This window comes from Ureibacillus thermophilus (genome assembly GCF_004331915.1).
Classification (GTDB): Bacteria; Bacillota; Bacilli; order Bacillales_A; family Planococcaceae; genus Ureibacillus; species Ureibacillus thermophilus.
On record NZ_CP036528.1, the window covers coordinates 2,560,672 to 2,573,896 of the forward strand.

Annotated in this window: 14 protein-coding genes, 1 pseudogene and 1 riboswitch; of the genes and pseudogenes, 1 reads left to right on the plus strand and 14 read right to left on the minus strand. The window is 38.7% G+C overall.

Annotated features, from left to right (window positions below; all coding sequences use genetic code 11):
* Positions 1–4 precede the first annotated feature (4 nt).
* From sufU to DKZ56_RS12815, 5 genes and pseudogenes are all read right to left on the minus strand, one after another.
* On the minus strand, positions 5–451 hold the full coding sequence (gene sufU, locus DKZ56_RS12795) for a Fe-S cluster assembly sulfur transfer protein SufU (RefSeq protein WP_208650331.1): 447 nt from the start codon (positions 449–451) through the stop codon (positions 5–7).
* Positions 438–1,664 carry a cysteine desulfurase gene (locus DKZ56_RS12800; protein WP_208650332.1) on the minus strand — a complete coding sequence of 409 codons (1,227 nt, stop codon included), beginning with the start codon at positions 1,662–1,664 and terminating at the stop codon, positions 438–440. Before DKZ56_RS12800 ends, sufU begins: the two co-directional genes overlap by 14 nt.
* Entirely contained in the window at positions 1,661–2,968 is a 1,308-nt protein-coding gene (gene sufD, locus DKZ56_RS12805) for a Fe-S cluster assembly protein SufD (RefSeq protein ID WP_208650333.1), read from the minus strand. Before sufD ends, DKZ56_RS12800 begins: the two co-directional genes overlap by 4 nt.
* Before the next feature lie 19 nt (positions 2,969–2,987).
* The gene (gene sufC / locus DKZ56_RS12810) at positions 2,988–3,773 is read right to left on the minus strand and encodes a Fe-S cluster assembly ATPase SufC (protein ID WP_208650334.1); all 786 of its coding nucleotides are present in this window, start codon (positions 3,771–3,773) and stop codon (positions 2,988–2,990) included.
* Positions 3,774–4,114: 341 nt separating this feature from the next.
* Positions 4,115–4,252 (minus strand): annotated as a pseudogene (locus DKZ56_RS12815) (IS1595 family transposase); the annotation flags it as partial.
* Between the two features lie 320 nt (positions 4,253–4,572).
* Between DKZ56_RS12815 and gltC the strand changes: the two are divergent.
* Complete coding sequence (gene gltC, locus DKZ56_RS12820; protein WP_208652258.1) at positions 4,573–5,475, plus strand: glutamate biosynthesis transcriptional regulator GltC; 903 nt, start codon at positions 4,573–4,575, stop codon at positions 5,473–5,475.
* A 49-nt stretch (positions 5,476–5,524) separates the two neighbouring features.
* Here the strand turns inward: gltC and DKZ56_RS12825 are convergent, their stop codons facing one another.
* From DKZ56_RS12825 to DKZ56_RS12865, 9 genes are all read right to left on the minus strand, one after another.
* Positions 5,525–6,379, minus strand: coding sequence for a MetQ/NlpA family ABC transporter substrate-binding protein (locus DKZ56_RS12825; protein WP_208650335.1), 855 nt, complete (start codon positions 6,377–6,379; stop codon positions 5,525–5,527).
* A gap of 60 nt (positions 6,380–6,439) precedes the next feature.
* A complete protein-coding gene (locus DKZ56_RS12830; RefSeq protein ID WP_208650336.1) occupies positions 6,440–7,108 on the minus strand; it encodes a methionine ABC transporter permease in 669 nt (222 codons plus the stop codon).
* Entirely contained in the window at positions 7,101–8,126 is a 1,026-nt protein-coding gene (locus DKZ56_RS12835; RefSeq protein ID WP_208650337.1) for a methionine ABC transporter ATP-binding protein, read from the minus strand. The genes DKZ56_RS12830 and DKZ56_RS12835 overlap by 8 nt, the downstream gene beginning before the upstream one ends.
* 155 nt (positions 8,127–8,281) lie before the next feature.
* Positions 8,282–8,392: riboswitch (SAM riboswitch) on the minus strand.
* 51 nt (positions 8,393–8,443) lie between these two features.
* Positions 8,444–8,746 carry a thioredoxin family protein gene (locus tag DKZ56_RS12840; RefSeq protein WP_208650338.1) on the minus strand — a complete coding sequence of 101 codons (303 nt, stop codon included), beginning with the start codon at positions 8,744–8,746 and terminating at the stop codon, positions 8,444–8,446.
* Positions 8,747–8,758: 12 nt separating this feature from the next.
* Complete coding sequence (locus DKZ56_RS12845; protein ID WP_208650339.1) at positions 8,759–9,100, minus strand: toprim domain-containing protein; 342 nt, start codon at positions 9,098–9,100, stop codon at positions 8,759–8,761.
* 95 nt (positions 9,101–9,195) lie between these two features.
* Positions 9,196–9,576, minus strand: coding sequence for a glycine cleavage system protein GcvH (gcvH, locus tag DKZ56_RS12850; RefSeq protein WP_208650340.1), 381 nt, complete (start codon positions 9,574–9,576; stop codon positions 9,196–9,198).
* Positions 9,577–9,641: 65 nt separating this feature from the next.
* Positions 9,642–9,998, minus strand: a complete 357-nt coding sequence (locus tag DKZ56_RS12855; RefSeq protein WP_208650341.1) for an arsenate reductase family protein — start codon at positions 9,996–9,998, stop codon at positions 9,642–9,644.
* A gap of 227 nt (positions 9,999–10,225) precedes the next feature.
* Entirely contained in the window at positions 10,226–12,007 is a 1,782-nt protein-coding gene (locus tag DKZ56_RS12860) for an acyl-CoA dehydrogenase FadE (RefSeq protein WP_208650342.1), read from the minus strand.
* Between the two features lie 40 nt (positions 12,008–12,047).
* Positions 12,048–13,223: an acetyl-CoA C-acetyltransferase gene (locus DKZ56_RS12865; RefSeq protein ID WP_208650343.1), complete on the minus strand. Its 1,176-nt coding sequence runs from the start codon at positions 13,221–13,223 to the stop codon at positions 12,048–12,050.
* Positions 13,224–13,225: the final 2 nt, after the last annotated feature.

The window sequence follows — 13,225 nt, forward strand, 5'->3', positions numbered from 1 at the left end:
AAAGTTATTTTAACTCTTGTTGTTTAACTCCTTTTTCCATCGCTTTCCAAGCAAGAGTTGCACATTTAATGCGGGCAGGGAATTTAGACACACCTTGCAATGCAGCAAGATCCCCTAATTCATCCAATGTTTCTTCATCGATTTCTTCACCTAGCATCATTTTTGAAAAAATATCAGCTAGTTCAATGGCTTCTTCCACTTTTTTCCCTTTAATGATTTCTGTCATCATCGAAGCAGATGACATGGAAATGGAGCAACCTTCTCCATCAAATTTGGCATCTTCCACAATGCCATCATTGATTTTTAATGTCAGATGGATGCGGTCGCCGCATGTTGGGTTATTCATATCAATTGTCACATTATTTTCATCTAAATATCCTTTGTTGCGTGGCTTTTTATAATGCTCCATGATGACCCGACGATATAGTTGATCTAAATTATTCAATGACATTGTTAAAATACTCCTTCGCTGCGTGCAATCCTTCAATTAGCGCATCGATATCTTCTTTATTGTTATAAAGATAGAAACTTGCCCGTGCTGTTGCAGAAACTTTCAGCCATTTCATCAACGGTTGTGCACAGTGATGTCCTGCGCGAATGGCAATTCCTCTCATATCAAGCACAGTGGCAAGATCGTGAGGATGCACGCCATCTAAATTAAATGTAATTAGACCGCAACGTTTTTCTGGATCTTTTGGACCGTACATACGAAGTCCTTCAATTTTCTCCATTTCAGATAAAGCATATGCCACTAATTCATGTTCATGTTGTCGAATACGCTCCATGCCGATATTTGTCAAATAGTCGATGGCAGCTCCTAATCCAATGGCTCCCGCAATGTTTGGTGTACCACCTTCAAATTTCCAAGGAAGCTCTTTCCATGTGGAATCGTATAAATCAACGAAATCAATCATTTCGCCGCCAAATTCAATCGGTTCTGTTTTTTCTAACAGCTCTTGTTTTCCATAAAGCACACCGATTCCAGTAGGAGCGCACATTTTATGGCCGGAAAAAGCAAGGAAATCGCAATCAATATCTTGTACATCAATCGGCATATGCGGTGCTGCCTGAGCTGCATCCACCACCATCACCGCCCCATTTTCATGGGCGATAGTAGCAACTTCTTTCACTGGATTGATCGTACCTAAAACGTTTGAAGCCATTGTCATGGCCACAATTTTCGTTTTCGGTGTAATCGTTTTTCTCACCGTATCCAATGAAATCGTTCCGTCTTCTTCCAAATCGATATATTTTAATACTGCCTTTTTTTCTTTTGCGAGTTGCTGCCATGGAATCAAGTTTGAATGGTGTTCCATATAAGTGATGACGATTTCATCGCCTTCCTCTACATTTTGTCTTCCATAAGCACTCGCAACTGTATTCAAAGAAGTCGTTGTGCCTCTTGTATAAATGATTTCTTTTGTTGATCTGGCATTAATGAATTTGCGGATTTTTTCCCGGGCCCCTTCATAGGCATCCGTTGCACGATTTCCTAGCGTGTGGACTCCGCGATGCACATTGGAATTATCAAAATCATAATATTTTCGAACGACTTCCAATACTTGTTCAGGTTTTTGGGATGTTGCGGCGCTATCAAGGTAAACGAGCGGATGCCCGTTTACTTCTTGATTCAAAATAAGAAAATCTTTTCGAAATTCATTCATTTACGAACTTTCCCTTCAATTACCTTTGTTAATTGGTTTTTAACTCCTTCAATTGGCAATGAATTGACTACTGGCGCAAGGAAACCGTGGATGATTAAACGCTCTGCTTCTTCTTTCGAAATACCTCGGCTCATCATATAGTAAAGCTGCATTGGATCTACGCGTCCCACAGAAGCCGCGTGTCCTGCCATAACGTCATTTTCATCGATTAATAATATCGGGTTGGCATCTCCGCGAGCTTTGCTTGAAAGCATCAATACGCGGGATTCTTGTTGAGCATTGGATTTGGATGCACCATGTTCAATTTTGCCGATGCCGTTAAAAATGCTTTGAGCCGCATCTTTCATAACACCGTGAGTCAAAATAAAGCCTTCAGAGTTTTTGCCCCAGTGGCGAATTTCAGTTGTAAAGTTTTGCTTTTGATTTCCTGTTCCCACTACAACTGTTTTTGCATCCGCATTGGAGCCGTCGCCAACAAGGTGTGTAATGTTTTCAGAAATAGTATCTGAGTTGTTCATTAAACCTAAAGCCCAGTTGATTTTCGCATCTCGGTATAAATGGGCGCGGCGGTTTACATATGTTGTAAATCCTTTGGCAAGCACGTCTACTGCACCGAACGTTACTTGGGCATTGTCTAGTGCAACTACTTCTTCGATTAAGTTAGCTTGGCCTTTTGCCGCATCTACAGTGGATAAGTAGTTTTCCACATATGTTACAGATGAATTTTTGTCTGCCACAATCAATACATGATTAAATAAGGAAGCTTCTTCATCATCATTTAGGAATACTACTTGTATCGGCTTTTCGATGACAACATTTTGCGGAACATATAAAAATACACCGCCGTTTACTAACGCTGCATGATAAGCCGTTAATTTATGCTCATCCAATTTCACAGCTGTTGTCATAAAATATTGTTGCACTAAATCGCCATGTTCGCGCACAGCTGTTAAGAAGTCAGTGAAAATCACGCCTTGTGCTTTCAATTCATCGGAAAGCTTTAAAATAACAGGCGTATTGTTTCGTTGAATATAAAGATTTTCCTGTTGTTCAACATCAATTAATTCTTTTACTTGTTCAGGCAAATCTTCAATAGCGAAAAGTTCACTTTTCACTGTATGTTTAGGGAAATTAATGAAATCCCATTTGTCGATATTTGTTTTATCTGGTTTCGGCATTGGTAAATCACTAGCTTTTTCAAGGGCAGCCGCACGTAAATCAGCAAACCATTTCGGTTCGTTGTTTGATTCAGAGAACGAGCGGACTTCACTAGCTGATAACGCCAATTTTGTTTCAACCGTCATCTTAAATCGTCCTCCTACATTAAGCTTCTTTTTCAGTTACTGCGTCTGTATCTTCAATACCCAACTCTTTTTTAATCCATTCATAACCTTCTGCTTCTAGTTTTTTCGCTAGCTCAGGTCCGCCGGATTTCACAATGCGGCCTTGCATCATCACGTGAACATAGTCAGGAGTAATGTAGTTCAATAAGCGTTGATAGTGGGTAATCACTAAGCAGCCGAAATCTTCGCCGCGCATTTCATTAACGCCTTTTGATACAACTTTCAATGCGTCGATATCAAGACCTGAGTCAATTTCGTCCAAAATCGCAAATTTTGGTTTAAGCATCATCATTTGAAGGATTTCATTGCGTTTCTTTTCCCCGCCGGAGAAACCTTCATTTAAATAGCGTTGAGCCATTTCAGGGTCCATTTCAAGGAATTCCATTGTTTTATCCAATTCGCGGATAAACTTCATAATTGAAATTTCATTGCCTTCCCCGCGGCGGGCATTGATAGCCGAACGGATGAAGTCCGCATTTGTTACACCAGAAATTTCAGATGGATATTGCATCGCAAGGAAAAGTCCAGCTTTTGCGCGCTCATCCACTTCCATTTCCAAAACATTTTCTCCATCTATTTCAATTGTTCCTTGAGTTACTTCATATTTAGGATGACCCATAATCGCAGAAGCTAAAGTGGATTTCCCTGTTCCGTTTGGCCCCATGATTGCGTGTACTTCATTTGTATTAATTGTTAGGTTTACACCTTTTAATATTTCTTTTCCTTCAATTGCTACGTGAAGATCTTTAATCACTAAAGTTGACATCTATATACCTCCATCTTTGTTATGGTTGGCAATACCATTACTAATTTATTATCATTCTAATCTTAACCTAAATCAAGGTAGCATGCAAAAGTTTTAAACTTTATTTCCCACAAATCAGTAAAATCCTCACCAATATTAGGATTTTCAAGCCTCCATTTAGTTTTTCCATTTAACTTTTTTGTAAAAAGAAGGCATGTTCATTTTCAATAAACGCCATCTAATTGAGAAGTATTATTAATGAATGAATATTAAGAAAACCGTTGATTCATGCCTTTTATTACTCCCTCTTCTTTATTGGAAATGCTATGTTAATGAATATTGTTGATTCTATTAATAAATTAGGTGTAGCCATCTTTATTTTTTCGTTCAGTTACTTCTTGAAAGACAGGTTCACTTGCAGAAAATGACATAAGAGAATTGATAAAAAATTCTTTTAACCGATGTTGTTCTGCTGAATTCAATTTTTTAATCTCTGCTATTAACTCTCTTCATGTCATTTCAAACCCTCCAAACAAATGTTCTTACTACATTATAGAATATCTGTTTGTTTTTATCGAATATCAACAGAGTTATTTAACAAAGCCATTGGAAAAGATATTCTATTTTTAATAATTGTTATTTAAGAAAATCGTTTAAGTTATAAATCTGTCTTTATTACCTCAATCATTTGACAACTTTGAATTTTAAATATCATCGAAACTTTCAATCGTTTACAATTATATAAATTTCTTTTAATATAAAAATTACATATATATCATATACTGACTCATCGTTTTTTTAGATGATTGGAGGGAGTATTCTGGAATTACGTCAATTGCGCTATTTCGTTGAAGTAGCAGAACGGGAGCATATATCCGATGCAGCCGAACACCTTCATGTAGCCCAATCTGCGGTCAGCCGGCAAATAGCTAATTTAGAAGAAGAACTTGGTACCGCGCTTTTTGAACGAGTTGGACGAAATGTAAAATTAACGCCTATAGGCAAAATTTTTTTAGAGCATGCGATCACAGCGCTCAATGCCATCGACTATGCGGTAAAACAAGTGGAAGAATATTTAGATCCGCAAAGAGGGTCCATCAAAATTGGATTCCCTACAAGTTTAGCAAGCTATGTTCTTCCAACTGTCATTTCTGCCTTTAAGAAAGAATATCCTGATGTTTCTTTTCACTTACGCCAAGGTTCTTACCGATATTTAATCGAAGCAGTGAAAAATCGGGAATTAAACCTTGCCTTTTTAGGACCTGTGCCCCGAAAAGATGAAAGCATCAATTCCATGATTTTATTTAATGAAAATATTTGTGCCCTGCTTCCTGCGAACCATCGTCTGGCAAAACGAGATAAAATTCATTTAGATGAACTTCGGAATGACAACTTTGTCCTATTCCCAGAAGGTTACATACTACATAAAGTCGTTGTGGATGCTTGCAAATCAGCTGGCTTTCTTCCAAAAGTGACTTCAGAAGGGGAAGATATGGATGCTTTAAAAGGGATGGTGGCAGCAGGCATTGGTGTCACATTACTTCCAGAAAGTTCCTTCTATGATTCAACACCTCGATTAACGATCAAAATGAAAATTGATAATCCAAATATTACTCGGAATGTAGGAATCATTTATCCTTCCAACCGAGAATTAGCTCCTTCTGAACAAGTATTCATCAAATTCGTCAATTCATTCTTCTCTAGATTAAATCAATTTCAATAATAATGAAAAAACCTCCTAACCGACATTCAATTAGGAGGTTTTTTCATTATTATTCACTTACTGGAACTACAGAGCCACCCCATTCTTGAAGGATGAAATCTTGAATTTCTTTAGAGCGCAAGACTTCTACTAATTTTTTGATTTCTTCGCGGTTTTCATCGCCAGAACGTACAGCAATTATGTTTACATAAGGTGATTCTGAACCTTCAATAGCGATGGAATCTTCAATTGGGTTGATACCAGCATCAATGGCGAAGTTGGAGTTGATGACAACAGCATCTCCTTCTTCATTTTCATAGTAAGTCACCATCATTTCAGGAGCGTCAGTTGCTTCAATTTTTAAGTTTTTCGGATTTTCTACAATATCCTCTAAAGTAGCTTTTGTTTTATCAATGCCATCTTTTAATTTGATTAAACCTTGTGTTTCAAGCAAAGATAAAATGCGGCCATGGTCTGGAATGGAATTGGAAATTAAAATGGTTGCACCATCAGGTAGTTCATCTAAAGATTTATATTTTTTAGAGTAAATGCCGATTGGTTCGATGTGGATTCCACCAGCATTTACAATGTCATAGCCTTCTTCTTCCACTTTTTGTTCAAGGAATGGAATGTGCTGGAAGTAGTTAGCATCCAAATCCCCATTGTTTAAATCTTCGTTTGGTAATACATAGTCTTGATACTCTTCAATTTCTAAATCAATGCCTTCTTTAGCTAAAATTGGTTTTGCTTTTTCAAGGATGACTGCATGAGGTGTATGGGAAGCACCTACTTTTAATGTAACTTTTTCTTTTTGGTCTTCGTTAGTACCTTCATCAGTAGAAGAATTTGAATCTTCTTTTGAGCCGCATGCTGCTAGAGCAAGTACAAGCACTGATAGCAGTAAAAATGACAATAATTTCTTCATATCTATAACTCCTTCTCCTTCTTTATTTTTTATGTGAACGGCTTTCGCCTAATCACCCGACTAACGCTTGTCCGTTTTAGCGGTAATCATATCGCCTATCCACTGAATGATAAAGACAATGACTAAAATTAAAATCGTTGCCATCAGTGTGACATCTTCCCGGCTTCGTTGGAAACCTTCCAAAAAGGCCAAGTTTCCTAAACCGCCGGCGCCGATGATTCCGGCCATCGCCGTATAGCCAACAAGGGCAACAGCCGTAACCGTAATACCTGAAATGAGGGCAGGTTTAGATTCTGGAATTAATACTTTCCAAATGATTGTAAAGGTATTCGCTCCCATGGATCTTGCTGCTTCAATTACACCTTTATCCACTTCTCTAAATGCGATTAATACAAGGCGGGCATAGAATGGAGCCGAACCGATAATCAACGCCGGCAAAGCGGCATTCACCCCGCGAATGGTCCCAAGCAAAAATTTTGTAAACGGAATTAATAAAATAATTAATATGATAAACGGAATCGAACGGAAAATGTTGACAATAGAGCCCGTCAAGAAATGCACCACTTTATTTGCCCATAATTGATGCGGGCTTGTCAAAAACAGCAAAATTCCAATTAATAATCCAAGAACGAAGGTAATAGCTGTAGAGATGATTGTCATGTAAAGAGTGTCATAGGTTGCTTGCCACATAATATCCCATTTGACATTAGGAAAGAAAGTCTCAATCATTTGCAATCACCTCCGTTTGAATGTTCATCGTTTGCAATTTATCTAATGCCTTTTGCACTTTTTCCTGTTCTCCAACAAGCTGAACAATTAAAGTTCCATAAGGGCCGTTCGCTGTTTGGGAAATATTGCCATGGACGATATTCACTTCAATTTGAAATTCTTTTATTAAATAAGAAATAACTGGCTGTTCCGATGTATTTCCTACGAAAGTCAGTTTTACTATTTTTCCCGTTGGATAGTTTTTCAAAATGTGTTCAATCGCTTCTTTAGTTTCTTTAAAATCGGATACTTGCATCACAAAGTTTTTCGTAATTTCCGCTTGAGGATTTCGGAACACTTCAAGAACTGTTCCTTGTTCCACAATACGTCCCGCTTGCATTACTGCTACCCGATGGCAAATTTTTCGAATCACGTGCATTTCATGAGTAATTAACACAATGGTCAAACCAAGACGCTCATTTATGTCTTTTAACAGACTCAAAATGGAGTCCGTTGTTTCAGGGTCCAATGCACTTGTAGCTTCATCGCATAGCAATACTTCAGGATTATTGGCTAATGCTCTCGCAATCCCAACACGCTGTTTCTGGCCGCCGGAAAGCTGGGATGGATAAGCATCTCCACGTCCTTTCAATCCAACAAGCTCAATCAACTCTTGTACCCTTTTTTCTCTTTCAGCTTTTGGCACACCCGCAATCTCTAACGGGAAAGCAATATTTTCCGCAACTGTTCTCGACCACAACAAATTAAAGTGTTGGAAAATCATGCTAATCTTTTGCCGCGCTTTTCGCAATTCTTTTCCTTTAATTGAAGAAATTTCTTGACCATTGACAATAACTGAACCGCTCGATGGTTTTTCTAGTCCATTCAAAAGGCGAATGAGCGTACTTTTTCCGGCACCGCTATATCCGATGATTCCGAAAATTTCACCTTTTTGAACGGATAAACTGACATGATCAACTGCGGTTAATTGTCCACTTTTCGTTTTAAATATTTTTGTGACATCTTTTACTTCAATCATATAAGTACTCCTTTTTTGCAAACCGCAATGATGTAATCGTTCTACATTTGTGAATTTTACAATTTTTATGATTCATATAACATGAAATAAAAAAAACCTCCTACTTTGATAAGTAGAAGGGAAGTTGAACTACCCAAGAAGATACGTAAAACTTCCTCTTATCTTTCAAAGTAATCAATACTTTGCGTGATTTGGCACCTTATCATATTAACTATGATGGTTGCCGGGTTTCATAGGGCACTTCCCTCCACCACTCTTAATAAGAGTTGACTATTTAATTATGAAATCAATGTATCATGGAATCTATTAGATGTCAACTATAAAGTCAACTTTTCATATAAGTTTTGTACGGATTTAAAGGCATAGACTTTTTCGTAAACTTTTCCATTTTTTGTAATAATCAAACAAGGAACACTTTCAATTTGCTGCTCAAAAGCGAATTCTTCCAAATAATTAAGATTTGCTTTTCCCATTGGAATTTGAGGAAGCAATGCTTCAACCACTTCCATCATTTTAGAAGCAACCATACACGTCCCGCAAAATGGTGTATATAAATAAAAAGCTGTTAGTTCATGTGTTTCTGCTTTTTCTTTCCACGTTTCAATTGTCCATTCTTCCATTTCCATCATTTCCTATATTAAATATTCTTTATGAACTGAAAAATTAGCATCTCTCAGTAATTGGGCCAGCACTTTTCGGGGTGCATTCGCCACTTCCATATATGTCCTTGGAACATTTAAATGAATAGCTTCCGAGTAAATCCGTTTCATGAGTTTCCTCAGTTTTTCACCCGATTGATCGGCATCAAAAAAAGTATAAAGCTCACATTCTTCATATGGTTCAAGGAGCTCTAACAGGGCATCTTCGCTAATCGTTCCATTCGTGTAAACAATCTTTACCTCTTCCGCTAAGATGGGGACCAATTTCAGCATATCTGAACGACCTTCTACAATAATACATTTTTCATACGTCATATTGCTCACCCCATGCACGATAATAAAAAGGCTGTTTATTTATTATATTAAGTTTTTAAAAAAACGCCAGTTCTTGCACTGGCGTTTACTCTACCTTATTCGGAAATCAATTCCTCATATTTTTCAGCTGTCAACAATTGTTCAATTTGAGAAACATCTTCCGGCTCCACCACAATCATCCAAGCTTTTTCATATGGCGATTCATTGACAAGTTCAGGGCTGTCTTCCAACTCTGCATTCACTTCTACCACTTTCCCTGAAATCGGCGCATATAATTCCGAAACCGTTTTAACGGATTCCACGCTACCGAATGGCTCGCCCACTCGAATTTCATCGCCTACTTGAGGAAGTTCCACGAACACAATATCGCCAAGTTCAGATTGTGCATAATCTGTGATTCCTACACGTACTTTTCCATCTTCTACTTTTACCCATTCATGTTCTGAAGTATAACGCAAGTCCTTTGGTACTGACATACTTTAACCTCCATAAAATATGTAATCTTTTTAACAGTTTGACATATTTCTCTAGCGAAAACAAGTCACTTCCAAACCTTTTCAAACTCTTCCTCTTTAAATCCAAGAGTCACCTTTTCCCCATTTGTTATAATAGGCCGTTTAATCAACATTCCATCTGAAGCAAGCAATTCCAACTGCTCTTCCTCAGACATCGCATCTAGTTTATCCTTTAAGCCAAGGGATCTATACTTTTGACCGGATGTATTAAAAAATTTTTTCAGCGGAAGTCCGCTTTTCTCCCAATAAGATTTTAATTCTTCTTTTGTAGGAGTTTGTTCTACAATATGAATAGCTTCATATTTTATTCCGTTTTCATCCAACCATTTTTGCGCTTTTTTGCAAGTGGTGCATCGTGGATAATGTATAAATTTCAGCGTCATTTCTTTATCTCCTTATTTTTCATGATTTTTCTATCAACTCTTATTTTTATCATGCATGATTCGAATCATGTGTTCAAGCAGAGTTTTCATGAAATTTTAATACATTCTATTGTAACCATTCAACGATTGAAGGAAACAGTGGGATAATTAGCCGGGTTGTTTGCCGACCAATGGATAAAAAATGTCCGAAAGCTGTTGTGATCGGCTTTCGGACATTTTTTGGCTGATTATACGATATATTTTTCTGCTGCGATGAGGCGATCAGCAGCTTCGCGTTTTTTCAAGATTAGGTTGTATGGATTGTGGCGAGTTAATTTGCGCAATGCAGAAAGCGTGATGCGTGCATTGTCTCCTTCCACAGAAGCGATGATGATTTCTTTTGCTTCTTTTTCAATTTCTGCAAAAGCTTCTTGGCAGAAGATTTGCGTATACAATAATTTTTGTTGTGCTTTTTCAAGGCCATCTCTTTCAATAGCTTTTGCTGTACGCAATACTGTTGATTCCATTGCATATACATAGTTTGCGATGTTTGCAATGTTCACCAACACTTCTTGTTCTTGATCAAGTTTTGTACCGAAGCGTTGTGCAGCTACCCCTGCAGCAAGAATGCCGATTTTCTTCGCATTTTTCACAAGATATCTTTCTTGTGCTAGCGGTTCATCGCCCACTTCTTCAGGCATCAACATAAGCAGCTCTTCTTGTAAGTTTTGTGCAACTTGCAATAAAGGAAGTTCTCCTTTTAACGCTTTTTTCATGAATGTGCCTGGTACAATCAAGCGGTTGATTTCATTTGTACCTTCGAAAATACGGTTGATGCGAGAGTCGCGGTAAATGCGTTCCACTTCATATTCAGACATGAAACCATAACCGCCGTGAAGTTGAACTGCTTCATCCGCAATGTAATCCAAAGTTTCAGAACCAAACACTTTAGCGATGGAGCATTCAATTGCATATTCCGCAACAGCTTTTGCTACTGCTTTGCCATCTTTTGCTTCATCGGCAGATAATTTGCTGAAACGGTCTTCAAATAAGCCTACTGTACGGTAGTTAAGCGATTCAGAAGCATAAAGCTGAGATGCCATTGTAGCAAGTTTTTCTTTTGTTAAGTTGAAGCTTGAAATAGGCGTATTGAACTGCTTGCGCTGATTTGTATATTGGATGGCAAGCTCCAATGCTCGTTTTGAAGCGCCTACTGCACCAATGCCTAATTTATAGCGGCCGATATTTAAAATGTTAAATGCTACAACGTGACCTCTTCCAACTTCGCCTAATACGTTTTCCACTGGAACTGGCACATCTTCTAAAATCAATGTGCGAGTGGATGAAGATTTAATCCCCATTTTCTTTTCTTCCGGACCAACAGAAACGCCTGGGAAAGAGCGCTCAACAATGAATGCTGTAAAATGTTCGCCATCCACTTTCGCATAGACAATGAATACATTGGCAAAACCAGAGTTTGTAATCCATTGTTTTTCGCCGTTTAGAATATAGTGAGTTCCTGCTTCATTTAGTTTTGCAGTTGTTTTGGCACCTAATGCGTCAGATCCTGAACCTGGCTCTGTCAACGCATAAGCGGCAATCCATTCGCCCGTTGCAAGTTTTGGCAAATATTTTTGTTTTTGTTCTTCATTGCCGAAAAGAACGATTGGCAATGAACCGATTCCAACGTGGGCGCCGTGCGTTAAGCTGAAGCCGCCAGCACGGGACATTTTTTCTCCAATTAGAGCTGAAGTAATTTTATCAAGACCTAAGCCGCCGTATTCTTCAGGAATGTCAGCGGAAAGTAGCCCCAGTTCCCCTGCTTTTTTCATTAACTCTACAGAATGTTCAAATTCATGGTTTTCCAATTTATCAAATACTGGCAATACTTCGTTTTCAACGAATTCTTCTGTCGTTTTGGCAATCATGATATGTTCATCTGTAAAATCTTCCGGTGTAAACACTTTTTCTAAATCCACGTCTTCAATTAAGAAGCTTCCACCTTTTACAAAGTCAGTTGTTTGAACCATGTCAATTCCTCCCTATCACGTTTTAAATCTAGCAAACGAATTAATATAAAATTTCAAATACGCCAGCAGCTCCCATACCGCCGCCAATGCACATTGTCACAACGCCATATTTTTTGCCTTGTCTTCTTAATTCATGGATCAGCTTCAATGTTAAGATGGCTCCAGTTGCACCTAGCGGATGTCCTAATGCAATCGCGCCTCCGTTGACATTTACTTTATCCATATCTAAACCTAGATGGCGAATAACTTGAAGGGATTGGGAAGCAAAGGCTTCATTGAGCTCCCATAAGTCGATATCTTCTTGTTTCAAACCTGCCAATTTCAACGCTTTTGGCACGGCTTCAATTGGTCCGATTCCCATCACTTCAGGTGGAACGCCCCCAACAGCAAAGCTTAAAAATTTTGCCATTGGTTTTAATCCTTGTTTTTCAGCTTCTTCCCGGTCCATTACAAGAACTGCTGCAGCGCCGTCGGAAGTTTGGGATGCATTTCCAGCTGTCACTGTGCCATTTACGCTGAAGGCTGGACGCAATTTCGCCAACACTTCCTTCGTTGTTCCTGGACGCACTCCTTCGTCCACTGAGAACGTAAAGCGTTTTTCCTTCAATGTATTATTTTCATCAACATAATGCTGTACGACTTCAATCGGAACAATTTCATCATTGAATTTACCTTCTTGAATCGCCTTATGAGCTAATTCATGGGAACGAACAGCAAACTCATCTTGATCTTCGCGGCTTACTCCATAGCGTTTTGCCACTTCTTCTGCCGTATGCCCCATGCTCATGTAATATTGCGGAGCCTCTTCAGCAAGTTTAGGGTTTGGACGAATCACGTTCCCCATCATTGGCACCATGCTCATAGACTCCACTCCACCGGCTACAATCGCCTTTGAATGGCCAAGCATAATTCGCTCAGCTGCATAAGCAATTGATTGTAGACCAGAAGAACAGAAACGGTTGATAGTAATGGCTGGCGTTGTATCTGGAAGTCCTGCCAATGCCCCGATATTTCTTGCTATGTTCATTCCTTGCTCTGCTTCCGGCATGGCACAACCTAAAATTAAATCATCAATTTCTCCTTCATATCCTGAACGTTTAATTGCTTCTTTTACAACGATTGCACCAAAATCATCAGGGCGCATTTGGGCAAGGGATCCTTTTTTCGCCTTGCCGATCGGCGTTCTTGCCCCTGATACGATTACTGCTTCGCGCATAT

Bases quoted from the DNA above. Each gene is read 5' to 3' on its own strand.
- DKZ56_RS12860 (WP_208650342.1), bottom strand. From the start codon at position 12,007: ATGGTTCAAACAACTGACTTTGTAAAAGGTGGAAGCTTCTTAATTGAA.
- DKZ56_RS12800 (WP_208650332.1), bottom strand. From the start codon at position 1,664: ATGAATGAATTTCGAAAAGATTTTCTTATTTTGAATCAAGAAGTAAAC.
- DKZ56_RS12865 (WP_208650343.1), bottom strand. From the start codon at position 13,223: ATGCGCGAAGCAGTAATCGTATCAGGGGCAAGAACGCCGATCGGCAAG.
- DKZ56_RS12855 (WP_208650341.1), bottom strand. From the start codon at position 9,998: ATGACGCTGAAATTTATACATTATCCACGATGCACCACTTGCAAAAAA.
- gcvH (WP_208650340.1), bottom strand. From the start codon at position 9,576: ATGTCAGTACCAAAGGACTTGCGTTATACTTCAGAACATGAATGGGTA.
- sufC (WP_208650334.1), bottom strand. From the start codon at position 3,773: ATGTCAACTTTAGTGATTAAAGATCTTCACGTAGCAATTGAAGGAAAA.
- sufD (WP_208650333.1), bottom strand. From the start codon at position 2,968: ATGACGGTTGAAACAAAATTGGCGTTATCAGCTAGTGAAGTCCGCTCG.
- sufU (WP_208650331.1), bottom strand. From the start codon at position 451: ATGTCATTGAATAATTTAGATCAACTATATCGTCGGGTCATCATGGAG.
- DKZ56_RS12830 (WP_208650336.1), bottom strand. From the start codon at position 7,108: ATGATTGAGACTTTCTTTCCTAATGTCAAATGGGATATTATGTGGCAA.
- DKZ56_RS12825 (WP_208650335.1), bottom strand. From the start codon at position 6,379: ATGAAGAAATTATTGTCATTTTTACTGCTATCAGTGCTTGTACTTGCT.
- DKZ56_RS12845 (WP_208650339.1), bottom strand. From the start codon at position 9,100: ATGACGTATGAAAAATGTATTATTGTAGAAGGTCGTTCAGATATGCTG.
- DKZ56_RS12840 (WP_208650338.1), bottom strand. From the start codon at position 8,746: ATGGAAGAATGGACAATTGAAACGTGGAAAGAAAAAGCAGAAACACAT.
- DKZ56_RS12835 (WP_208650337.1), bottom strand. From the start codon at position 8,126: ATGATTGAAGTAAAAGATGTCACAAAAATATTTAAAACGAAAAGTGGA.